General features: G+C 69.1%; 22 protein-coding genes. 13 read left to right on the top strand and 9 right to left on the bottom strand.

Going from position 1 to position 20,848, the window contains the following annotated elements:
• Positions 1–25: 25 nt before the first annotated feature.
• The 5 genes from ACFOSH_RS35155 to ACFOSH_RS35135 all read left to right on the top strand — a co-directional run bounded on the left by ACFOSH_RS35155 (position 26) and on the right by ACFOSH_RS35135 (position 4,312).
• Complete coding sequence (locus ACFOSH_RS35155; RefSeq protein ID WP_378244436.1) at positions 26–574, top strand: serine hydrolase domain-containing protein; 549 nt, start codon at positions 26–28, stop codon at positions 572–574.
• Positions 575–749: 175 nt separating this feature from the next.
• Positions 750–1,373, top strand: coding sequence for a superoxide dismutase (locus ACFOSH_RS35150; RefSeq protein WP_020631814.1), 624 nt, complete (start codon positions 750–752; stop codon positions 1,371–1,373).
• Between the two features lie 90 nt (positions 1,374–1,463).
• Complete coding sequence (locus ACFOSH_RS35145; RefSeq protein ID WP_378244434.1) at positions 1,464–2,222, top strand: arylamine N-acetyltransferase family protein; 759 nt, start codon at positions 1,464–1,466, stop codon at positions 2,220–2,222.
• 216 nt (positions 2,223–2,438) lie between these two features.
• A complete protein-coding gene (locus ACFOSH_RS35140; RefSeq protein ID WP_378244432.1) occupies positions 2,439–3,278 on the top strand; it encodes an SDR family NAD(P)-dependent oxidoreductase in 840 nt (279 codons plus the stop codon).
• 44 nt (positions 3,279–3,322) lie between these two features.
• Positions 3,323–4,312: a hypothetical protein gene (locus tag ACFOSH_RS35135; protein ID WP_378244430.1), complete on the top strand. Its 990-nt coding sequence runs from the start codon at positions 3,323–3,325 to the stop codon at positions 4,310–4,312.
• A gap of 67 nt (positions 4,313–4,379) precedes the next feature.
• Here the strand turns inward: ACFOSH_RS35135 and ACFOSH_RS35130 are convergent, their stop codons facing one another.
• On the bottom strand, positions 4,380–4,895 hold the full coding sequence (locus tag ACFOSH_RS35130; protein ID WP_378244428.1) for a hypothetical protein: 516 nt from the start codon (positions 4,893–4,895) through the stop codon (positions 4,380–4,382).
• Positions 4,896–5,272: 377 nt separating this feature from the next.
• Between ACFOSH_RS35130 and ACFOSH_RS35125 the strand changes: the two genes are divergently transcribed.
• Positions 5,273–6,286 (top strand): hypothetical protein, encoded by a 1,014-nt coding sequence (locus ACFOSH_RS35125; RefSeq protein ID WP_378244426.1) that lies wholly within the window; start codon positions 5,273–5,275, stop codon positions 6,284–6,286.
• Here ACFOSH_RS35125 and ACFOSH_RS35120 read toward each other — a convergent pair.
• From ACFOSH_RS35120 to ACFOSH_RS35105, 4 genes are all read right to left on the bottom strand, one after another.
• Positions 6,283–6,720 carry a hypothetical protein gene (locus ACFOSH_RS35120; protein ID WP_378244424.1) on the bottom strand — a complete coding sequence of 146 codons (438 nt, stop codon included), beginning with the start codon at positions 6,718–6,720 and terminating at the stop codon, positions 6,283–6,285. The genes ACFOSH_RS35125 and ACFOSH_RS35120 overlap by 4 nt on opposite strands.
• Positions 6,717–7,976: an MFS transporter gene (locus tag ACFOSH_RS35115; protein ID WP_378244422.1), complete on the bottom strand. Its 1,260-nt coding sequence runs from the start codon at positions 7,974–7,976 to the stop codon at positions 6,717–6,719. Before ACFOSH_RS35115 ends, ACFOSH_RS35120 begins: the two co-directional genes overlap by 4 nt.
• A gap of 107 nt (positions 7,977–8,083) precedes the next feature.
• Positions 8,084–8,515 carry a MarR family winged helix-turn-helix transcriptional regulator gene (locus ACFOSH_RS35110; RefSeq protein WP_378244420.1) on the bottom strand — a complete coding sequence of 144 codons (432 nt, stop codon included), beginning with the start codon at positions 8,513–8,515 and terminating at the stop codon, positions 8,084–8,086.
• A 220-nt stretch (positions 8,516–8,735) separates the two neighbouring features.
• Positions 8,736–10,193, bottom strand: coding sequence for an NCS2 family permease (locus ACFOSH_RS35105; protein ID WP_378244418.1), 1,458 nt, complete (start codon positions 10,191–10,193; stop codon positions 8,736–8,738).
• 80 nt (positions 10,194–10,273) lie between these two features.
• Between ACFOSH_RS35105 and ACFOSH_RS35100 the strand changes: the two genes are divergently transcribed.
• Positions 10,274–10,501, top strand: coding sequence for a DUF2530 domain-containing protein (locus ACFOSH_RS35100; protein ID WP_378244496.1), 228 nt, complete (start codon positions 10,274–10,276; stop codon positions 10,499–10,501).
• A 73-nt stretch (positions 10,502–10,574) separates the two neighbouring features.
• Here ACFOSH_RS35100 and ACFOSH_RS35095 read toward each other — a convergent pair whose 3' ends face one another.
• Together ACFOSH_RS35095 and ACFOSH_RS35090 are read right to left on the bottom strand one after the other, a co-directional pair.
• Entirely contained in the window at positions 10,575–13,385 is a 2,811-nt protein-coding gene (locus ACFOSH_RS35095) for a sacsin N-terminal ATP-binding-like domain-containing protein (RefSeq protein ID WP_378244416.1), read from the bottom strand.
• Positions 13,375–14,373, bottom strand: coding sequence for a DUF3027 domain-containing protein (locus ACFOSH_RS35090; protein WP_378244414.1), 999 nt, complete (start codon positions 14,371–14,373; stop codon positions 13,375–13,377). The genes ACFOSH_RS35095 and ACFOSH_RS35090 overlap by 11 nt, the downstream gene beginning before the upstream one ends.
• A gap of 49 nt (positions 14,374–14,422) precedes the next feature.
• Between ACFOSH_RS35090 and ACFOSH_RS35085 the strand changes: the two genes are divergently transcribed.
• From ACFOSH_RS35085 to ACFOSH_RS35075, 3 genes are all read left to right on the top strand, one after another.
• Positions 14,423–15,193, top strand: coding sequence for a glutaminyl-peptide cyclotransferase (locus ACFOSH_RS35085; protein ID WP_378244412.1), 771 nt, complete (start codon positions 14,423–14,425; stop codon positions 15,191–15,193).
• A 61-nt stretch (positions 15,194–15,254) separates the two neighbouring features.
• Positions 15,255–17,219, top strand: coding sequence for an MFS transporter (locus tag ACFOSH_RS35080; RefSeq protein ID WP_378244411.1), 1,965 nt, complete (start codon positions 15,255–15,257; stop codon positions 17,217–17,219).
• Positions 17,220–17,247: 28 nt separating this feature from the next.
• Positions 17,248–17,712, top strand: coding sequence for a DUF2771 family protein (locus ACFOSH_RS35075; protein ID WP_449224205.1), 465 nt, complete (start codon positions 17,248–17,250; stop codon positions 17,710–17,712).
• Between the two features lie 85 nt (positions 17,713–17,797).
• Here ACFOSH_RS35075 and ACFOSH_RS35070 read toward each other — a convergent pair whose 3' ends face one another.
• On the bottom strand, positions 17,798–18,184 hold the full coding sequence (locus ACFOSH_RS35070; protein ID WP_016337551.1) for a cold-shock protein: 387 nt from the start codon (positions 18,182–18,184) through the stop codon (positions 17,798–17,800).
• A 132-nt stretch (positions 18,185–18,316) separates the two neighbouring features.
• Between ACFOSH_RS35070 and ACFOSH_RS35065 the strand changes: the two genes are divergently transcribed.
• Positions 18,317–18,562, top strand: a complete 246-nt coding sequence (locus ACFOSH_RS35065) for a hypothetical protein (RefSeq protein WP_378244407.1) — start codon at positions 18,317–18,319, stop codon at positions 18,560–18,562.
• Here ACFOSH_RS35065 and ACFOSH_RS35060 read toward each other — a convergent pair.
• Positions 18,537–19,151, bottom strand: coding sequence for an HAD family hydrolase (locus tag ACFOSH_RS35060; RefSeq protein WP_378244405.1), 615 nt, complete (start codon positions 19,149–19,151; stop codon positions 18,537–18,539). The genes ACFOSH_RS35065 and ACFOSH_RS35060 overlap by 26 nt on opposite strands.
• Before the next feature lie 94 nt (positions 19,152–19,245).
• Between ACFOSH_RS35060 and ACFOSH_RS35055 the strand changes: the two genes are divergently transcribed.
• Together ACFOSH_RS35055 and ACFOSH_RS35050 are read left to right on the top strand one after the other, a co-directional pair.
• Entirely contained in the window at positions 19,246–19,857 is a 612-nt protein-coding gene (locus ACFOSH_RS35055) for a TetR/AcrR family transcriptional regulator (RefSeq protein ID WP_378244403.1), read from the top strand.
• A complete protein-coding gene (locus ACFOSH_RS35050; protein WP_378244401.1) occupies positions 19,854–20,825 on the top strand; it encodes a R2-like ligand-binding oxidase in 972 nt (323 codons plus the stop codon). Before ACFOSH_RS35055 ends, ACFOSH_RS35050 begins: the two co-directional genes overlap by 4 nt.
• Positions 20,826–20,848: the final 23 nt, after the last annotated feature.

The raw sequence follows: 20,848 nt of genomic DNA, 5'->3' as shown, positions 1-20,848 counted from the left end.
CGGGGAAATCCCTGGTTTTCAAGGCATGTTCCGGATCGCGGCCACCGCCGCACTGTTGACCCTCACGACAGTCTTGGCGGCTCCCGCGGCCCAGGCGGCGACACCTGCTTCCGCCGCCGGGGTCTTCGACGAGATCATCCCGCGAAGCCTCGCCGAGCATCACATCCCCGGCGCGGCCGTGGTCGTCGTCGAAGGCGGCAAGACGGTGTTCTCGGCGGGCTACGGCGTGGCCTCGGTGGACACCCAGGCGAAGGTGGACCCCGAGCGCACCGGGTTCCTGATCAACTCGGTCGGCAAGTCGATCGCCGCGACCGCCGCGATGCAGCTCGTCGAACAGGGCAAGCTGGCACTGGACGCCGACGTCAACACGTACCTGAAGTCGTTCAAGATCCCCGAAACCTACCCCGGCCGTCCGGTCACCCTGTTCTCCCTGCTGACCCACACCGCGGGCTTCCGCGCGGATCACCTACACGGTGGTTTCGATGTCCTTGCTGGCCTTCCTCGGGGTGGACGCCTCTTATCACCTGGTGGGATTGCCCTATCTGGCTTGATGACCGCCGTCACATCGCCTTGACCTCCAGCTAACTGGAGCTAGCAGGGTGGGTTTCAGGCGGTGGCCTCAACGGGTACAGCCGCTACGAACGGGTCGTTCCACCTGGGGAGAAACGCGGCGCCCCCGGTCGCCGCAAACGGGTGAAGACGACTAAGTTCGTCCTTGGAAGCTTGTGTCGAAGACAGAAGGAGGGCCGATGGCCCGCTACGTGCTCCCCGATCTCGACTATGACTACAGCGCCCTGGCGCCGCACATCTCTGGCGAGATCAACGAGCTGCACCACAGCAAGCACCACGCGACCTACGTCAAGGGCGCGAACGACACGCTCGACAAGATCGCCGAAGCCCGCGACGCCGGCAACTTCGGTGACATCGTCGGCCTGCAGACCACGCTGGCGTTCCACCTGGCCGGGCACGCCAACCACGTCGTGTGGTGGAAGATCCTCTCCCCGGAAGGCGGCGACAAGCCGACCGGCGAGCTGGCCTCCGCGATCGACGAGGCGTTCGGCTCCTTCGACAAGTTCAAGGCGCAGTTCACCGCGGTCGCCACCACGATCCAGGGCAACGGCTGGGCCGCGCTCTCCTGGGACCCGATCGGCAAGACGCTGATCACCCAGCAGCTGCGCGACCACCACAACAACCTGGTCCTGCCGACCACGCCGATCCTGCTGGTCGACGTCTGGGAGCACGCGTTCTACCTGGACTACAAGAACGTGAAGCCGAAGTACGTCGAAGCCCTGTGGAACATCTTCAACTGGGCCGAGATCTCCAAGCGGTTCGACAACGCCGTCGCCGGTGGCAACGGCCTGCTGCTCGGCTGATTTCCCGCCACGAATCGGGGCTCTCCTGCCGGGAGGGCCCCGTTTTTCGTTCCTTGACCTCCAGCGAAGTGGAGGTGTCAAGGTGGTCGTATGGACGTCGCCGCATATCTCGACCGCCTCGGACTGGACCGCCCCGCCACCGTGGACGTCGCCGCGCTGCGGGTACTGCAGGAACGCCACCTCGCGGTGGTCCCGTTCGAGAATCTGAGCATCCACCTCGGCGAGCCGATCGTCCTGGACACCGAAGCGCTGTTCGACAAGATCGTGCGGCGGCGTCGCGGCGGCTTCTGTTACGAGCTCAACGGGCTCTTCGCCGCCTTACTGCGGGAGCTCGGTTTCGACGCCGAGCTGAAGGCGGCGAAGGTGTTCGGGCCGGACGGCACCCTCGGGCCGCCGTTCGACCACGCGGCCATCCGCGTCGAACTGGACGAGCCGTGGCTGGCCGACGTCGGCTTCAGCCGGTTCAGCCGCTTCCCGCTGCGGCTGTCCGCTACCGAGCCGCAGGCCGACCCGGACGGCGAGTTCCTGTTCCTCGACGCGCCCTACGGCGACATCGACGTCCTCCTGGACGGCAAGCCCCAGTACCGGATCGAGCCGCGGACGCGGGCGCTGGCCGAGTTCGTCCCGACGGCGTTCTGGCAGGCGACGTCGCCGGACTCGCATTTCACGCGGGGGCCGGCCTGTTCACTGCCGGGCAGCCACGGCCGGGTCACGCTGTCGGGTGACAAGCTGATCGTCACGACCCACGGCGTCCGCGAGGAGACCAGGCTTTCGAGTGATCAGGAGATCCTGGACGCCTACCGGAAGGAGTTCGGGATCGAACTCACCCGGGTGCCGGAACGGCCTTGACCGGATCGGCGGGGTCATCGACCATGAACCCCCGGAATGAACGAAGCCCCGCCTCCGGGGGTGACCCGGTTGCGGGGCTTCGTCCGTTCCCGAACTGACTGCCGCTCCCACCACGAAGCGGACATGTATGAGGTTAGCCTAACCTCATCTACTCGGGCAAGGGGTACGGCCGCGAGACGCCGATCTCACCCTTCCGGGTGACGGCACACTGGTCCCATGGATCTTCTGAGTGGCAAGGCCGTGGTGATCACCGGCTCCGGCCAGGGTCTGGGCAGGGCTTTCGCGCACCACGCGGCCGCGGAGGGCGCGGCTGTCGTGGTGAACGACGTCGAAGCGGGACTCGCGGACGAAGTCGCGGGAGAGATCCGCGCGCTGGGCGGGCGCGCCGTGTCCCACGGCGGCTCGGTCGCCGACGCCGCGCAGGCCGCCGGGCTGATCGGCCTCTGCGTCACCGAATTCGGCACGCTCGACGGCCTGGTCAACAACGCCGGCGTCAACTACCGCGCCGATCCCTGGGCGGACGATCCGGCCCGGATGCGCGAGGTGGTCGAGGTCAACGTGCTGGGCCCGCTGTTCTGCGGGACCGCGGCGGCCGAGGTGATGTGCGAGCGGGGCGGCGGCGTGATCGTGAACGTGGGCTCCGGCTCGATGATCGGCCAGCGCCGCGCGGCCGCGTACTCGGCCTCGAAAGGCGCCGTCGCCTCCATGACCGCCTCCTGGGCCGCCGATCTGACCGAACACGGCATCCGGGTCAACGCCGTCGCGCCGGTGGCCTGGACGCGGATGGCCCGCGCCGACCCGACCGTCGTCCAGACCCCGGAGCACACCCCGGAACGCGTGGCCCCGCTGGTGACGTACCTGCTCAGCGATCTTTCCGCGGGTGTCACCGGGCAGATCCTGCGGTTCCGGGGCGACATCCTGTGCGTCCTGGCGCAGACCGCGATCAAGGACCCCGTCCTCGAACGGGACACGTGGACCGTCGAAGACATCGCGAACGCCCTCGGCGGGGACCTGCGGGAGACCTTGGAGCCGCCTCCCTCGGCCAGGTGGAAGTAGCCGATTCACGCCCCTGACCGGCGATGATCCGCTAGCGTGCGCGCGTGACCACATGGGGTGTCAGGACTTTGGTGGCGTGCGTGATCGCCGGGCTCAGCGTGGGTTGCATGGCGAAGATCCCCACCTACGAAGAAGGGCTCGGACCGAAGGAACTGCCCAAGGAGTGGCCGACGGCGAGCGGCCGTCCGCTGCGCGCGGTGCCGATGCCGTCCGGCGAGTCCCTGCTGGCGCTGCCGAAGGAGACCGCGGCCCAGGTGCTGTGCCAGGCGCTCCCGGAGGACCGCTGGAACCAGCTGATGAGCGGCGACGTCGCGCGCGAGGTCGAGCACGGCGAGTCCTGCCACGCCGTCGGCCTGGACAGCTGGGTGCGGGTCTCCTTGAACCGCACCGGCTTGGCCGGATCGCCCGGGCTGGCCCCGCCCAAGGAAGTGACCGTCGCCGGACATCCGGCGAAGGTCGTCGTGGGCGGCTCACCGTCCTTTTTGGAGGTCACGCTCGCGGACTCCGGCGCGCGCGTGCTCCGGATCGAGACCAGCTGGACACGCGTCCCTCCGCAGAACGACCGGAGCGAAGGCATGCTGCTCGGACTGGCCGAGGCGATACTGAACGGCGCTTTCGCCCCCGGCCCGAAACTGCCCGCCGCCGACAAGCGGGACGTCATCGAACGGAAGACCGTCGAGCCGGGCGCGGGCATCCTCGACGCTCCGCTGCCCGAACTCTCGTGGAAGCTGTGCACGCAACTCGAACGCGCGATGGGGCTTCCCGCCGGCACGGCGGACCCGTACCTCGACGGGAAGTGCACGGCCACCGCGGCGGATGATTCCTCTGTCCGGGTCGAGCACACCGCCGTCCTGTCGGAACTTCGCGGTGAGCCGGTGGCCGGCCGCCCTGCCGCGGAGAGTCCCGGTCAGGTGAGCGTTCTGTTGACGGACAACGGTTCCGGGCAGGGTCTGAAGTTCTCGTGGAGCGGGGGTTCGAAGGCGGGTCTGCGGGATGTGGCGGAGAAGGTGGTGGCGCCGCTTCTGGGGTCGTGAGCGGGGATTCGGATATCGAGGGGTGCGGCAAACGTGGGCCCTTAAGGACACGACGTCACATCCCCACTCACGACACCCGACCCCGGCGCCGGTGGTAGTGCCACGTCACGACGGCGAGCAGCGGACCCCAGAGCAGCAGCGGCACGTAGACGAGGGCGATCAGCCAGTCCGCCCAGGGCTCGCCCGCCATGTCGGCGTTGAAGGTCGTGTAGACGAACAGCCCGGCGTAGACCGTCGTGGCCAGTACCCCGAGCGAGGACGTGATCACGACCTTGCGGGCGGAGACGGATTTGCCGCCCACGAAAGGGATCCAGCGTGGCCAGGTCTCGCCCCACGGCTGGATGAGACCGAGAGCCAGGAAGGCGACAGCTTCGGAGAACAAGGCAAGGAACACCAAGGAGATCGATCCCCACCCGGGCGTGTTCAAACCGTCCATTTCGGACTGGGCCAACCCGAACGGGATCCCCACGGCCAGCCCGAGCCGCCAGATGCCGGACGGGATGTTCACCAGGGCGACGGTGTGCGCCGACCACTTCGCCCACCTGGGCACTCCGGGAACGCTGCGGAACGCTGTGCTGCTCATGATTCCTAGCATCGCCGGACGAACTTCGATCCGGTTCCCTCCTGCGGTCCGTTGTCCTCCCCCACGAGAGCGACGTGCTGGTCGAGGACCTCTCGAGCGCCGGGACACGAATGCTCGTGCTGGAAAGCGACGAGTCGATCGTGGAGCTGGGCCGGAAGACGCTATCGCCGTCCCGGATGCCCTCGCCTGGTGTTGGCAGCGTGGAGGCCATGGGAGCCCACCCACCGTCCGGAAGGCTGCCGGGTCCACTTCGCCGGTTTACTGACCAGCGCTGATCGAGGTCTACCCCAACCCCTCCCGAAGGCCCATCCTCCGGATCCACCCATCGGGTTGGCGTTTCGCCGGACAGCGGGCCTTTGACGGGCTAGCTTCACCCCGTGGCCACCCCGAACGACTACCGCGCCATCGCGCGCAAGACCGACCGTCCGATGTGGATCTGGGCGGGCTGCGCGCTGACCAGCGTCCTGCTTCTGTTCGGCGTGGGCATCTTCGTCGCGATCACCCTGCTGAACGGCAACGAGGAGCCCGAAGGCAAGCTCCCCGACGTCTGGCCGACCAAAGCCGCGAACGCGCTCCGCCCGGTCCCGATGCCGACGGGCGAGATGGTGGCCGCGCTGACCGACGAAACCGGCGCGCAGGTGCTGTGCCAGGTGATCCCGGAGCGACGCTGGGAGGAGATCCTCGGCGGCCGCACGCTCCGGGAGGCGGGCAGGGCCTGTCACGCGGTCACCGCGCAGCTCGACGTCAGCGCGCAGATGATCCCCGCGCTGCCCGAGGACACGAGCCGGGGCGTGCCCGTCAGGACCACCATCGCGGGCAAGCTCGCGCTCATCGCCACCGACAAGGACGGCACCAGTCTGAGCGTCGAACTCGTCGAGGTCGCGCCGCACAACGGCGCCTCGCCGGTGCTGCTCGTCTCCTTCCGCAGCAGGACCTCCAAGGCCCCCGACGCCGAGGGCAAGGCGAAGGCACTCGCCGAGGCGCTGATCGCGAGCGCGATGCCGCCCGGTCCGAAGTTGCCGAAAATCGGCGAAGACGGCGAGATCGCGCCGCAGCAGGTCGAAGCCGGGCCGCTCAAGGACAAACCGCTTCCGGTGATGTCCTGGCTGTTGTGCGGAGAACTCGGCCGCGCGCTCGGCGCCCCGGCGGACAAAGCGAAACCGACGTTCTTCGCCTCATGCGAGCTGAACGGGGTGACCGCGGACTACAGCGAGCATTCCGCGGTCGTCGTCCCGACCACGACCATCGCCGGGCGACCCGCCCAGGTCGACGGACGGGGCGTCGTCGTGCAGCTCACCGACGACCCGGACGGGAAGACGCTGAAGTTCACGGGCACCGGCGATCTCCAGGGACTCGCCGAAAAGATGGTGCCGCCGCTGTTCGGCCGCTAGGAGCGGTAGTTCGACAGGAGGTCGCGGAGAAGGGTCTCATACGCCTTCCTGTCGAAACGGACCACGGCGAAGTCGAACTCCTGAGCCGGGTCGAAAGGCTCGTAGTCGTACTGCCAGCCGTAATCCCGCCACTCGACCACTTCGTCGCCGAAGACGACCTCGACGCTGTAGCCACCGCAGCCGAGGTCACCGCACAGCGGGCAGAACAGCAACGCGACCCGGCCGTCGTCGAAATCGCCGGGCAGGTCACCCAGCAGACGTGACAGCGTCGCGACGGCGGCCTCACGCCACCTGCCGTCGTCCAGGAACAACGGCGTCTGGTGCTGGGTGGGATCCAGGTCGCGCAGCGCGACACCGTCGATCGTCCAGTCCAGGAACCGGGCCTCGCCGTCGTTCCAGCGGGTCACCGACGGCTCGACGCCGAGTTCGTTCACACTCGCTCCCTCTTCAGCACGCGCAGCCCGTTCCCGAACCGCCGCACCGGCAAGCTCACCCCACCGCGCCGGATCAGCACTACGGCGCACACTATCGCGGCGAGCGCGGAAATCGCACCGCCGATGTAGAACGGCGAGCGGCCGCCGAAGGCATCGGCCATCCAGCCGGTCATCGGGCCGCCGATGGGGTTGCCACCGATCAGCACCAGCACGTACAGACCCATCACACGGCCGCGCATCTCCGGGCTGACCGCGGTCTGCACCAGCGCGTTCGCCGTGTTGAGGAAGGTGATCGTGGCGTAGCCGAGCGGGATCAGCGCGAGGCCGAAGGTCAGGTACGTCGGCATGAAGGCGGTGATGACCTCGAACGCGCCGAGCAGGAACGCCGAGATCAGCAGCAGCCGCACGCGAGGACCGCCGCGGGTGTTGCGGCGGGCCGACATCAGCGCGCCGGTGAAGGTGCCGACGGCGACCAGCGTCGACAGCAGGCCGTAGCCGTCGGCGTTGGTGTGGAAGACGTTCGCGGCGACGATCGGCAGCGACGTGAAGTACGTGATGCCGAACGTGCTCACGAAGAACACCAGCACCATCACGGTCATCAGGTCGCTGCGCCGACGGACGTACCGCAGCCCCTCGACGAGCTGCCCCTTCTCGCGCGGGATGGCCGGGCCGCGGAAGAGCTTGTCCGGGTTCATCATCACCAGCGCGGTGATGACGGCGCCCGTGCTCACCGCGTTCGCCATGAACAGCCAGCCCGTGCCGACCCAGGTGATCGCGAAACCCGCGATGGCCGGGCCGACGATGCGGGCCATGTTGAAGATCGAGGAGTTGAGCGCGACGGCGTTGGTGACCTTGTCCCTGCCGACCATCTCGGCGACGAACGACTGCCGCGCCGGCACTTCCAGTGACGCCGTGCAGCCGAGCGTGAAGCAGAGGAGGTAGACGTGCCAGAGTTGCGCGACCCCGCTCAGGTCGAGCGCGCCGAGGACGATCGCCTGCGCCAGCACGACGATCTGGATGCCGATCAGCAGCCGCCGCTTGTCGACCCTGTCCGCCAGCACCCCGGCCCACAACGAGAGGAACAGCGTCGGCGTGAACTGCAGGGCGACCGCGATGCCGAGCGCGATCGGATCGTTGCCGCTGAGGGTGAACACCAGCCAGTCCTGGGCGATGCGCTGCATCCAGGTGCCGATGTTCGAGATGACCTGGCCGGTGAAGAAGAGCCGGTAGTTGCGGACCTTCAGCGAGGAGAACATGCTCCCGCGCGGCTTGTCACGCGTGGGTGGTGGGGGTGGAGCGGGTTCCCGGGTAACGGTGGTCTTGGAAGGACACTGTGTTTCGTTACCCGTGGTCGTCACCGCTGTTAGTTCCCCGCCATCCTGTCGATGATCTCGGCGGCGCGAGAGAGCGTTTCGCGTTCCTCCGCGCTCAACTCCGCCAGTTGTTTGTCCAGCCAGATCTCCCGCGCGGTGATCTGCTCGATCACGTAGGCCCGGCCACGGCCGGACAACTCGACGATGGCCTGGCGGCCGTCCGTCGGATGCGGCCTGCGCTCGACGTAACCCATCTCCTCGAGCGCGGCGATCACCCTCGTCATCGAGGGCGGCTGGACGCCTTCCTTCGCGGCGAGCTGGCCAGGGGTCAGCGCACCGCATTTGTGCAGCGTGGACAGCGCCGAAACCTGGGTCAGCGAGATGCCGTCACTGGCACGCTGGGCCCGTAGCCGTCGGTTGAGCCGCACCACCGCGAGACGCAGGCGGCTCGCCAATGAGCGCTCGTGCGTGTCTCCGGACATATAGTTAGCATACCTCACGATCGGATCACCGTCCCGTGAGATCGCCCACGGGTAGCCTGACCTGCCAATACGGTCTCACAAAGGACGCTCGGCGCCCGACTGAGACTTCACCGATCGCGCCTCTTTGGCCGAAGGCCACGCGAACGCGGCAGCGGGGCACTTACCCGCGAAGGCGACGTTCTCACCGAACGGCCCCGCTGACTTGTTCGCGTCAGCGCGATCAGGAAAACGCGGCTTGGATCGGGCCGACAGCGAAGTAGGCCACGAACATGACCGCGATACCCCACATAAGCGGGTGGATGCCCTTCGCCCGGCCGGAGACCGCGCGGAGCACGACGTAGCTGACGAAACCGGCACCGATGCCGTTCGCGATCGAGTAGGTGAACGGCATGACCACGATGGTCAGGAACGCGGGCAGCGCGACGGTGAAGTCCGAGAAGTCGATCTCCTTGACCTGGCTCATCATCAGCGCGCCGACGACGACCAGCGCCGGAGCGGCGGCTTCGACCGGGACCACCTGGTAGAGCGGGGTCAGGAACATGGCCGCGATGAAGAGCACGCCGGTGACGACGTTCGCGAGCCCGGTCCTGGCGCCCTCGGCGATCCCGGACGCGGACTCGACGAAGACGGTGTTCGAACTCGACGACGCGAAGCCGCCCGCCACCGCGGCGGTGCCGTCGACGAACAGCGCCTTGCCGACGTTGGGGAGCTTGCCGTCCTCCGGGAGGAGCCCGCCCTCCTTGGCCAGCCCGGTCATCGAGCCCATGGTGTCGAAGAAGTCGGCCAGCACCAGCGTGAACACCAGCAGCACGACGGTGATGATCGGCAACCGCGTCCAGGCGCCGAAGGAGACCTCGCCGACCAGAGAGAGGTCCGGCAGGCCGAGGACCTGATCCGGCAGCGCCGGGTAGCCGAGGTTCCAGCCCTGCGGGTTGACGCCCTTCGAGGGGCCGACCTTCGTGATCGCCTCGACGACGATCGCCAGCACGGTCGAGGCGAGGACACCGATCAGGATCGCGCCCTTGACCCGTTTCGCGACCAGGATGCCGGTCACCAGCAGGCCGACGACGAACACCAGCGTCGGCCACGACGCGATCGAGCCGTTGATGCCGAGCCCGACCGGCACGGTCGTCTTCGCGTCGTCCGGGACGCGGCGGACGAAACCGGCGTCGACCAGGCCGATCAGGCAGATGAACAGGCCGATGCCGACGGCGATCGCCGCCTTGAGCGGGGGTGGCACGGCGTTGAACACCGCCGTCCGGATGCCGGCGAAGACCAGCAGGACGATCACCAGGCCCTCGATCACCACCAGGCCCATCGCCTCGGGCCAGGTCATCTGGGAGGCGAAGGTGACCGCGATCAGGCTGTTGATGCCGAGACCGGTGGCGATCGCGAACGGGTAGTTCGCGACCAGCCCCATGATGATGGTCAGCACCCCGGCGACCAGCGCCGTCACCGCGGCCACCTGCGGCACGGGGAGGATGTTGCCGAGGACGTCCTTGTGCGCGCCCGCGTCGTCAGCGGCGAAACTGCCGATGATCAGCGGGTTGAGGACGACGATGTAGGCCATCGTGAAGAACGTGACGATGCCGCCGCGGACCTCACGCCCCGGTGTCGAGCCGCGCTCGCTGATCTTGAAATACCGGTCCAGTGTGGACCGGGTGCGCTGCTCCGCCATCGCGTACCACCCTTCGCCCGTTGCCGGGTACCCTTCCCCACGTGGGCGAATCGATCAATTCCGGGGAAGTAAACGGTTCATTGCGGCCAACGCCGGAGCTGCCGAAGCGGCTGACCGACCTGACGCCGGTCGTGATCGTAGGTACCGCGCTCTGCGCCGTCGCGACCGTGGTCCTGTTCTTTGTGACCGACGGCATCTGGGTGCAGACGGCGTTCTCCGGCCTCGTGCTCGGCTTCATCGGCCTCGCGATCATCGCCTGGCAGCGCGCCGCCGCCCGGCGGGGCTCGAAAAGCGCCCAGCGCCTCTGATTCTCTCCCGCAACTAGTCACCTACTTGCGATGTGTGTGCCCTGTGACCATCGCAAGTAGGTGACTAATTGCGTTAGTTGAGGAGGGCCGAGGGTGAGGGGTCTTCGAGCAGGGCCGTGAGGACGTGGCGATCGGCCCACCGGTCCGTGGCCCAGGCGAAGGCACGGCCGAGGCCTTCGGGGGTGTCGGCGGCGTGCAGCCTGCCGTCGGACCACCAGGCGACCTCACGCTCCGCGTCCTCGAAAGTCACCGACAGCGCCTCGTGCAGCAGCACCCCGCCGTCGGGCGGTTCGACACCCAGCTGATCGGCGGCCAGCCGGAGCGCGGAAAGCTCCGTCCACGGCACGTACTCGCCGTCTTCGGTGACCTTGGCGTCGAGACCGCTCGCCACCGGCAGGTCCAGCAGCTCCGCCAGCTCGACGGCACCGCCCGCCGAAACGACCAACCGCTCCGGCGCCAGCACGGCCGCGAACCACGGCACGTCGAGGACGACGGCGTCGCGAGCGTCGACGGCCGAACCGTCCGCGACCCGGACGCGATCCGGCGCCGCGACGTCCACTGTGTACTCCGCGAGCGCCGCGTGCGCGCGGGAAGCGAGCCCCGGGCTCACCTTGCGCTCGGGATCCCCCAGCCGATCCAGGAGGTCTTCGACGTCTTCGGCGTCCGTTCCCAGCTCCGTCCGGACTCCGGCGGCGAGCAGGATCTCCTTGCTCAGCCCCGAATCCGGGACGACGTCGTAGAGCCCGGTCAGCGCGGCCGCTTCCGGCATGCGCCAGTCGAGCGGCGCGTGTCCGCCCAGCAGCGCGTACCGCGCGAGCCACCAGCCGCTGTGCCCACCGGGTTCGGTGAGAGCACGCCAGGTCTCGGGGCGGGCTGCGAGCAGTCGCAGCGCTTCCGGCCAGGCGTCGTCGCCGACGAGGTCGAGGTCGCGCACCGCGAGCACCCGTGACGGCGGGCGCTCCCGCGAGTCCCACCAGTCGTGTTCCTCGGGCAGGCCGTGCTCGGGCTCCAGCGGTTCGTCGTCGGTGATGATCGCGAAGGAATCGAGCACACCGACAGCGACGAGCGTGGCGACCGGCCAGTCTTCGGCGAATTCCTCGTCCAGCACGGACAAAGCGCCGTCTTCTTCGAACACCTCGGGGTCGAAGATGTCGCCCAGCGGCGACGTGGGCAGGACGAGTTCGTCCGCACGCCGCCAGCCGTCCTCGCCCGGCAGAGCCAGCGCGCCGGCCCAATCGGGGGCTTCGTCGCCGACCTCGGCGATCAGGCGGAGCACCGCGCCCGCGAGCGCCATACCGTCCAAACCGGACCGGACGTCTTCGACGCTGCGTTCGACGGCGGCGCTCAGCGCGTCGGCTTGGAGCAGGTCCCCGGCCTCGGCGTGCTTGGCGCCCAAGCGTTCCAGCAACGGATGCGCGGCGACCGGGTGCACGAGCCGGAGCCCGATGATGTCCACATCGGACAGAAGTTCGAGCAGTTCCGCCGAGCCGCCGACGAGCAGCGCGTCGCGCACTCCGGGCAAGGTACGGCCGTCCGACATCGGAACCGGCAGGGCGCCGAGGTCGTCCTTGGTGAGGTCGTGCGCTTCGAGCGCCGGGAGCAGCACGTCGTAGAGCGAGCGCCACCACGAAGGCTCGCGCTGGGCCCCGGTCAGCAGTTCGATGGCTTCGGCGGGCGAAAGCGCCTGCGCGCCGACGGCGCGAAGGTCCACACCGGACAGTGAAATCAGGCCTGGTACGAGATCGGCCAGCAGCGGCGCGAGATCCGGCACGTCGACCGAAAGCACTCGCGCCCGGCGCCCCGGCAGGTCGTCGCCTTCCTGCGCCGGAAGCCAGGGCAGTTCGGCGAGATTCTCCAGAATGGACTCCCGCAGCGCTCCGTCCACAGTGGAACGTGGGAAGGTCGCACCGGGGACGAGCGCCAGACGTTCCTTGCCGGGCAAGGAACAAACGAGAGCGACGTACTCCCGCGCGGCGTTCTTCAGTGCCACTGTCAGCTCCGGACCCGGTAGTGCGCGACGACGGGACGGCTCGATCGGCAGCGTCGCGATCAGCCTCGCGGGCAGGGAAAGCTCGTCGTCGGTGGGCGTCGGCGCGTGCAGGACGTCGTCCGTAAGCGGCTTCGGCGAACCGGACGCGTCCAGCGGGACGGCCCAGACGACGTCGCCGCGATGGACCTGCCAGTGCTCGGCGGAACCGTCCGGAGACGAGAGCTCCACGACGCCGTCACCGACGTCGATCCGGCGCCAGACGCCACCCTCGACCTCGATGCTCTCCAGCCAGGACAGCGTGAGCAGGAGATCGCCGATGTCGTTCTTCAGATCCGCCAGCAGGGCGAGGACGTCGACGCCCTCGCGCAACGGGAGCCGGACCTCGGTGGTGAAGCCTTCGGGCACGGGAGGTTCGCCGTCCGCGACCGGCCACGGGAGCCGGAGCACGGGAACGTCGCCGGTGCGGGCGGCCTCGGCTCGCGTGCGCTCCGCGGAGAACGCGACCCCACCGGTCGACGAAACGATCCTCGGTTCGGCGGAAACCGTGAGCACGGCGGCGAACCCGACGCCGAACCGGCCGACGGTCTCGTCACCCTTGCCGGAAGCACGAAGGGAGGCAAGGGATTCGACCCCGCGGGCGTCCAGCGGCGCGCCGGTGTTGGCGAACCTCAGCTCACCGTCCACAACGGACACCCGGAGCCTGCCGCGCTCACCGGCGGCCAGCGCGGCGTCGGCGGCGTTCTGCGCCAGTTCGACGAACAGCCTGTCCCGGTACCCGCCGACCCGCAGGTCGTTCTCGGTGTTGGTGTCCTCGGTGAACCGCGTCGGCGAATCCGCCCACGCGCGCAGAACGGCGGCACGCAACCGCTCCGTTCCGAACGGGTCAGTGCTCACTGGCGCTTTCGGCCTCGGGCTCGACCTCCTGCTGGACCTCGGCGGTCTCGGGCACCTCGGCCACCGGGGCCTCGGACTCGTCGACGACCGTGGCTTCGGCAGGCTCGGCGGCAGCTTCGACGGCTTCGGCCTTGGGCTCAGCCTCGGCGGCGGCTTCGGACTCGGCCTCGTCAGCCTTGGGCTCGGCGGCCTCGGGCTCGGCAGCCTCAGCAGGCTCGGCGGGCGCCTCCGGCGCGGACTCGAAGTCCATCAGCGAGTCGTCGTAGACCAGTTCCGCCACCGGCACCGACGAGGTCACCTCGACCTCGATCTCGGAGTGCGCGCCGCAGCCGTACCCGACGTCGACGACGTGGCCGTCCGCCGGGGAGATGTCGTTGGTGCACGCGCCGAAGGCCGCGCTGAGCGACCCCGCGAGCGACACGAAGAACCCGCAGCTCCCGCAGACGTCCGGCGCGCTGCGGGCCATGTCCGAACGCGGGCCGAACTCGCCCTCGTGCCAGCGGGCGGCGGCGTCGAGCCTGCCGTACCGCGACAGCACGTGGACCCGGCCGAGACCGGTCTCCTTGGCGACCTCTTCGACCGCGGGGTCGTCGGACTCCAGGTACGCCGGGGCGAGCCGCGGGTCGTCCTTCTCCACCGGGAAGATGTCGCCGACACCGAGGTCACCCGCCTGGACACGGCGGTCCCACGGCACCCACGCCGGGGCGACCCGCGCGTCCGGGCCCGGGATGAGCACGACCTCGCTGACCGTGATCGGCTCGTCATCGCCGGCGAGCGCGACCGTCACCGACCAGCGCCAGCCGCGATACCCCGTCACCGTCGCCTCGAACAGGTGGCTCGCGGAAACCGCGTCCTCCCGGTCCACGCCGACGTGCGCGCCGACCTGTTCGGCACCGGCGTCGTCCAGCACCGCCGCGCGGGCCAGATCGACCGCCTCGGCGAGTTTGCGCTGGATAGAGCCGTCGTCCAGGGTCAACAACAGGGTCATGCCCCCATTCTGCCGCACGCGATATCGCGGTCCGTGTCAGGCTGTCCGCGTGCGCACGCTGATGACCACCTCGCTCCTGCTGGCCGCCGTTCTCGGTGGCTGCGCCGCCGCGCCGGTGAGCGACGCCGCCCCTCCCGCGCCCGCGAAACTCAAGGTTCAGGTGCTCTCGACGCTGCCCCACGACCCGGGCGCCTTCACCCAGGGCCTCGAGTTCTCCGGCGAGACGCTGTACGAGGGGACAGGCCTGGTCGGGAAGTCGTCGATGCGGGCCGGACCCGCGGGCGCGGCGCCGTCGGTCCGGCAAGAACTGCCGGGACTCTTCGGCGAGGGCATCACCGTGCTCGGGCCGACGGCCTGGCAGATCACCTGGCAGGACGGCGTCGCGATCGAACGCGACGCCAAGACGCTCGCCGAGCGCAGGCGCGTGAACTACCCGGGCGAGGGCTGGGGCCTGTGCCATCGGGAGAGCACCGGGCAGCTGGTGATGAGCGACGGCTCGTCGAAGCTGACCTTCCGCGACCCCGTGTCCTTCGCGCCGACAGGCAGCGTCGACGTCGGGCGTGACCAGCTGAACGAACTGGAATGCGCCGGGGACTCGGTGTACGCGAACGTCTGGCAGACCGACCGGATCCTGCGGATCGACGCCTCGACCGGGCGGGTCACCGGCGAGATCGACGCGTCGGGGCTCCTCACCGCCGGGGAACAGGGTTCCGCGGACGTCCTCAACGGCATCGCGGCGGTGCCCGGGACCGACGAATTCCTGATCACCGGCAAGCTCTGGCCCAAGATGTTCCGGGTGAAGTTCGTCCCCGTGACCTAGAAAGTCAGCGAAAGCAGTGGTGAACGCGCGAAGCGGGTCCCGCGTAAGGCAGGATTGAGGGGTGGGAATCTTCGGCTCGAACTCTGGACCCGACGGCACGCGTTCCGGCCGGTCGGGCAAGGAGCGCGGCCGCAGGAGCAAGCGGAAGTGGACGCCGGAGCCCGGTGCCGCCCAGGCGCGCGGCTGGTCCGCGCCGCCGCCGACCAGGGTCGACCAGCAGCCGGTGCCGCCGCCCCCGCCGCGCGCGGCCCGCCCCCAGCCGCAGCCTCAACCCCAGTCCCAGCCGCAACCGCAGCCCCGGTACCAGCCGTATCCGGACGGGCCGACCGCCGACGAGGCGCGCACCAGCGCGATCCCGATGGGACACCACCAGCCACCGCCGCCGCGACCACCGCAAACTCCTCCTCGCGGCGCGCGACCGTATCCGGACCAGTCGCAGCGGCAGACCGAGCCTGTCCGGCGTGGTCCGGGCGGGTTCTACGACGATCAGCCGCCGGGCAGCGGCGAGTACGAGCACTACGACACCGGCGGCTACGCGGGCGAGCCGCGTGAGACGCCGGAGTACGTGCAGGAGAACCCGACGACCGCGGTCCCGCCGCGGGCGGGCGCCCTGCCGAAGATGCCGAAGAAGATCACGGTCACCCGGGTCGCGGCGATGCGCAGCCGTCAGCTCACCGGGCAGGCCGTCGGCGCGTTCCAGCGCGCGACGAAGGCGGACGGCGCCGACAAATCGGGTCTGACCTCGCTGACGTACGCGGTGATGCTGAACTACGCCAGCGACGCCGCGATGGCGATCGCGCTGGCCAACACCCTGTTCTTCGCCGCCACGAGCGGGGAGAGCAAGGGCAAGGTCGCGCTCTACCTGCTCATCACGATCGCTCCGTTCGCGCTGGTCGCGCCGGTGATCGGCCCGGCGCTGGACAAGATCCAGCGCGGCCGGAGGCTCGCCATGTGCGTGTCCTCGGCGGGGCAGGCACTGATGGCCGTCGTGATGGCGCTGCACTTCGACGACTGGCTCCTGTACCCGGCGGCGCTGGGCATGATGGTGCTCTCCAAGTCGTTCACCGTGCTCAAGTCGGCGGTGACGCCCCGGGTGCTGCCGCCCGAGATCACCCTTTCGAAGACGAACGCCCGGCTCACCGTGTTCGGCCTGGTCGCCGCCGGCGCGTTCGGCGCGCTGGCGAGCGGGTTCAACGCGCTGTGGGGTTCGCCGGGCGCGCTGTGGTTCACCATGGCGATCTGCGTCGCCGCCGCGGTGCAGTCGATGCGGATCCCGTCGTGGGTCGAGAAGACCGAGGGCGAGGTCCCGGCGTCGCTGTCCGCGCATCCGGACAGGCGGATCAAGAAGCAGCGTCAGCCGATGGGACGGCATATCGTCGTCTCGTTGTGGGGCAACGGTTCCATCCGGGTGCTGACCGGGTTCCTGATGATGTTCTCCGCGTTCGCGGTGAAGGCTCAGACCGAGGGCAGCGGGCAGAGCCCGGTCAACCAGTTGCTGCTGCTCGGCATCATCGGCGCCGCGGCCGGGGCGGGCGGGTTCCTCGGGAACGCGCTGGGTTCGCGGCTGCACTTCGGCAAACCGGATCAGGTGATCCTGGCCTGTGTCGGGGCCTGCCTCGGCATGGCGGTCATCGCCACCGTGGCGGCCGGGCTGGCGACGGCGGCGATCGTCGCGCTCGTCGGCGCGACAGCGAGCGCGCTGGCGAAGATCAGCCTCGACGCCGTCATCCAGGAAGACCTCCCGGAGGAGTCTCGCGCGTCGGCGTTCGGCCGGTCCGAGACCGTGCTGCAGATGTGCTGGTGCTTCGGCGGCGCCGTCGGCCTGCTGCTGCCGCCGACGTACTGGATCGGGTTCCTGGTGCTGTCGATCCTGCTGGCCGTCGGGTTCACGCAGACGTTCATGGTGCGGCGCGGCACCTCGCTGGTCCCGGGGCTCGGCGGCGACCGGCCGCTGCGTCCCGAGCCGACCAGCGAATCGCCCATCCCCTCGGAGGCCGGTGGCTCCCGGTGGCGGCCGGGCTCGTAATCTGCACCGTATGCGGCGACTTCGTATTTTGGCCCTGCTCGCGGCGGGTGGTTTCGTGGTGGCCGGTTGCTCGGCCCCCGGCCCCGAAGAGGTGACCTTCTTCGCCGACGGGAAGACGGTGAACGTCTTCCCGCTGGCGTCCTGCGACGTCAAGAGCGCCCAGTGCACCACCAGGCCCGACTCCGCGGGCAAGCTGCGCGTCCGGCCGGGGAAGCCGGTGCAGATCTCGGTGCCGAGCGCGATCGCGGAAACGCCGTGGAAGGTCACGGTGCAGTACGTGAACGCGCAGGGCGAGCCGCAGGAACTGAAGCAGGACATCATCACGTCGCTGGACCGGTTCGCCTACACCGTGACGACGCCCCGGCCCGACGACCAGATCCTCGTCGTCGAGGTCGCGCAGGCTTCGGTGATCAGCCAGACCGGACGTCCGGAGGACGCCGAGGCGGTCACGACGGCGATCTGGTCGCTGCAGGTCGAGTCACCGGCCGTCTGAAGCTCCCGCACGCTATGAAAGGTCCTTTCCTTGCCAAATTTGCAAGGAAAGGACCTTTCATAGCGCTTGCGGAGGGGGCCGCCGATCAGGGATCGAGATCCCTGGCGACGGCGCGCATGATCTCGGCGATCTGCTTGGTGTTCTTTCGGTCCGGATAGCGGTTGCGCCGCAGATCCGGCTGCACCTTGAGCTCCAGCAGCTTGATCATGTCCTCGATGAGCCCGTGCAGCTCCTCGGCGGGACGGCGGCGCGCCTCGGCGACCGAGGGCGGCGGGTCCAGGAGCCGGACGGAGAGCGCTTGCGGGCCGCGGCGGCCGTCGGCGACACCGAACTCGAGGCGCTGGCCCGCCTTGAGCCCTTCGACGCCCTGCGGCAGCGCGGCTTTGCGGATGTAGACGTCGGCGCCCCCATCCTGGGTGACGAAACCGAAACCCTTCTCCGCGTCGTACCACTTGACCTTGCCGGTCGGCACTTTCCTCACCAATCCTTCGCTGTCCTGCTCACGACGAACGCGCCCGGGGGCGTACCCAGGGCGCGCGTCCCATAAGCGTATCTCGACACATGCCCTGTGGAGAAGCGGATACCGGCGGATACCCTCTGCTTCATGGAGACCGCAGTTAAGGAGGCCGCTGTGGCCGTCCCGGAAAAGCCGCGTAAACCGATCCTCATGCGCGTGGGCATCGGCCTTTTCGCGCTGGGCATGATCGCCGTCACAGCGGTTTTCGTCCTGTTCGCCGCCGGGCTGGAGAACCTGCCGGTGTGGCTGTCCGCCGCGGCGGGCGTGGTCACGCCGCTGGGGCTGGCCCTCGGCCTGATCGCGCTGGTCAGGGAAGCTCGGCGAAAGAGCTGAACCACCCGGGGAACTCGGTCAGGGAGTCGAACACCACGTCGGCCCCTTCCGCGAGCAGTTCGGCCTTGGTGCACGGGCCCGTCGTGACCCCGACGGGTACCGCGCCGGCCGCCAGCGCGCCGCGGACGTCACCGAGGTGGTCCCCGACGTAGACACGGGCGCCGTGCTCGGTGAGCGCGGCGGCCTTCTCCGTCGACCACAGCTCTCCGACCAGGACGTCGACCTCGAGACCGAGGGCGTCCAGGTGGAGTTTCGCGTTGGGCGCGTATTTCCCGGTGACGACGACGGTGCGCCCGCCCGCCTCACGGACGGCGTGCAGCGCTTCGGCGGCACCCGGCAGCGCGACCGTCACCGGCACGACCGTCTCGGGGTACATCGCGCGGAACCGCGTGACCAGTTCCGGGATGCGCTCCTCCGGCGCCCCGAAGCCGCGCAGGCTGGCGTCGAGGGGCGGGCCGAGGTTGGCCGCGAAGAACTCGCCGTCCAGCGGCAGCCCGGATTCCACGCCGAGCGCGTTCATCACCGCGACCATGCCCGGCCGCGGATCGATCAGTGTCATGTCGAGGTCGAACCCCACGGTGATGCCCACCAGGTCACGGTAGCCGCCACCACCGACTGATTTACATCGGCCAGGCGCTCGTCAACTCCTTTGACATGGACGTGATCTGTGTCAAGCTGGAAGTGTGGGCGAGATCACGAGCTTCTCCGATCGGACCAAGGCCTCTCTGCGGGAGGCACTGCTCGACGCCGCCACGGAACTGCTCGCCGAGCGCGGTTTCACGGCGCTGCGGATGGCGGACGTCGCCGCGCGCGCCGGGGTGAGCAGGCAGACCGTCTACAACGAGTTCGGCAACAAGGCCGCGCTCGCCGAGGCCGTGGTCCTGCGGACGACGTCGGAGTTCCTGGAAGGCATCCGGCTGCGGGTCGAGGACGCGCGGGACCTGCTCGACGGCATCCGCGAGGCTGTCGTCTACACGATCGAGCACGCCCGGGAGAACCGGCTCGTCGCCACCACGCTCGGCACCGAAGCCGGCGAAGACCTTCTTCCCCTGCTCACCACCAAGGGCGAGCCGATCCTGACCGCGGCCACCGAAGTCGCGGCCGAGCAGTACCGCGAGTTCGAACCGTCGCTCTCACCGGAGTCCGCGGGGCTGCTGGCAGAGACCGTCGTGCGGCTTTCCCTGTCCCATCTCGTCATGCCGACGCATTCGGCGGGCGAGGCGGCGGCCTCTGTCGTAGCCGTGCTGGCGCCCGCCATCCGGGCGCTGACCACCGATTCGAAGGAGACCTTGTGACCGACACGCTTCCCGAGCTGCGGACCGGTTTTTCCTCGTTGCGCGAAGGCGGGCTGAACTGGGACTCGTTCCCGCTGCGGCTGTTCGCCAAAGGCAACAAGAAGTTCTGGAACCCCGCCGACATCGACTTCTCGCGGGAACGCGAGGGCTGGGAGACCCTGAACCCGGAACAGCGGCGGTCGACGACGTACCTGGTGGCGCAGTTCATCGCGGGCGAAGAGGCGGTCACCGAAGACATCCAGCCGTTCATGCGGGCGATGTCCGCGACAGGCCGCTTCGGCGACGAGATGTACCTGACGCAGTTCTGTTTCGAAGAGGCCAAGCACACCGAGGTGTTCCGCCGCTGGATGGACGCCGTCGGGCTGACCGCGGACCTGCATCCGTACGTCGCGGAGAATCCGCACTACCGCAAGCTTTTCTACGAAGAGCTGCCGCGGTCCCTGCGCGCGCTGGAGGACGATCCCAGTCCGCTCAACCAGATCCGCGCGAGCGTCACCTACAACCACGTCATCGAAGGCAGTCTCGCGCTGACCGGGTACTACACGTGGCAGCTGATCTGCACACAGCACGACATCCTGCCGGGCATGCAGGAACTGATCCGCCGCATCGGCGACGACGAACGCCGCCACATGGCCTGGGGCACCTTCACCTGCCGACGTCACGTCGCCGCGGACGACTCGCTGTGGGACGCGGTTCAGCAGCGGATGGGCGAGCTGCTTCCCCACGCGCTCGACATGATCCAGTGGGTGCAGGACCAGTTCGAGGAGATCCCGTTCGACAACGATCCGCAGGAGATCATCCAGTACGCGGCGGACCGGGCGCAGCGGCGCCTCGGCGCGATCGAGTCCGCGCGCGGGATGCCGGTGGAGCAGATCGACCTCGACTACTCGCCGGAGAACCTCGAAGAGACCTTCGGCGAAGAAGACGCGAAGGCGATCGCCGAGGTGGCCGCCAACTCCGCGGCGTGAAAGGTCGTGAAGGCCTCCTTCCC

It is taken from the genome of Amycolatopsis speibonae, from assembly GCF_042647925.1.
In the GTDB taxonomy this organism is placed as follows: domain Bacteria; phylum Actinomycetota; class Actinomycetes; order Mycobacteriales; family Pseudonocardiaceae; genus Amycolatopsis; species Amycolatopsis speibonae.
The sequence above is the reverse complement of the archived record's forward strand: the minus strand, read 5'-3'. Positions and strand labels throughout refer to the sequence as shown.

Coding starts and splice junctions, on each gene's coding strand:
- ACFOSH_RS35155 (WP_378244436.1), top strand. CDS start 26: ATGTTCCGGATCGCGGCCACCGCCGCACTGTTGACCCTCACGACAGTC.
- ACFOSH_RS35150 (WP_020631814.1), top strand. CDS start 750: ATGGCCCGCTACGTGCTCCCCGATCTCGACTATGACTACAGCGCCCTG.
- ACFOSH_RS35145 (WP_378244434.1), top strand. CDS start 1,464: ATGGACGTCGCCGCATATCTCGACCGCCTCGGACTGGACCGCCCCGCC.
- ACFOSH_RS35140 (WP_378244432.1), top strand. CDS start 2,439: ATGGATCTTCTGAGTGGCAAGGCCGTGGTGATCACCGGCTCCGGCCAG.
- ACFOSH_RS35130 (WP_378244428.1), bottom strand. CDS start 4,895: ATGAGCAGCACAGCGTTCCGCAGCGTTCCCGGAGTGCCCAGGTGGGCG.
- ACFOSH_RS35115 (WP_378244422.1), bottom strand. CDS start 7,976: ATGTTCTCCTCGCTGAAGGTCCGCAACTACCGGCTCTTCTTCACCGGC.
- ACFOSH_RS35110 (WP_378244420.1), bottom strand. CDS start 8,515: ATGTCCGGAGACACGCACGAGCGCTCATTGGCGAGCCGCCTGCGTCTC.
- ACFOSH_RS35105 (WP_378244418.1), bottom strand. CDS start 10,193: ATGGCGGAGCAGCGCACCCGGTCCACACTGGACCGGTATTTCAAGATC.
- ACFOSH_RS35090 (WP_378244414.1), bottom strand. CDS start 14,373: ATGACCCTGTTGTTGACCCTGGACGACGGCTCTATCCAGCGCAAACTC.
- ACFOSH_RS35065 (WP_378244407.1), top strand. CDS start 18,317: ATGGAGACCGCAGTTAAGGAGGCCGCTGTGGCCGTCCCGGAAAAGCCG.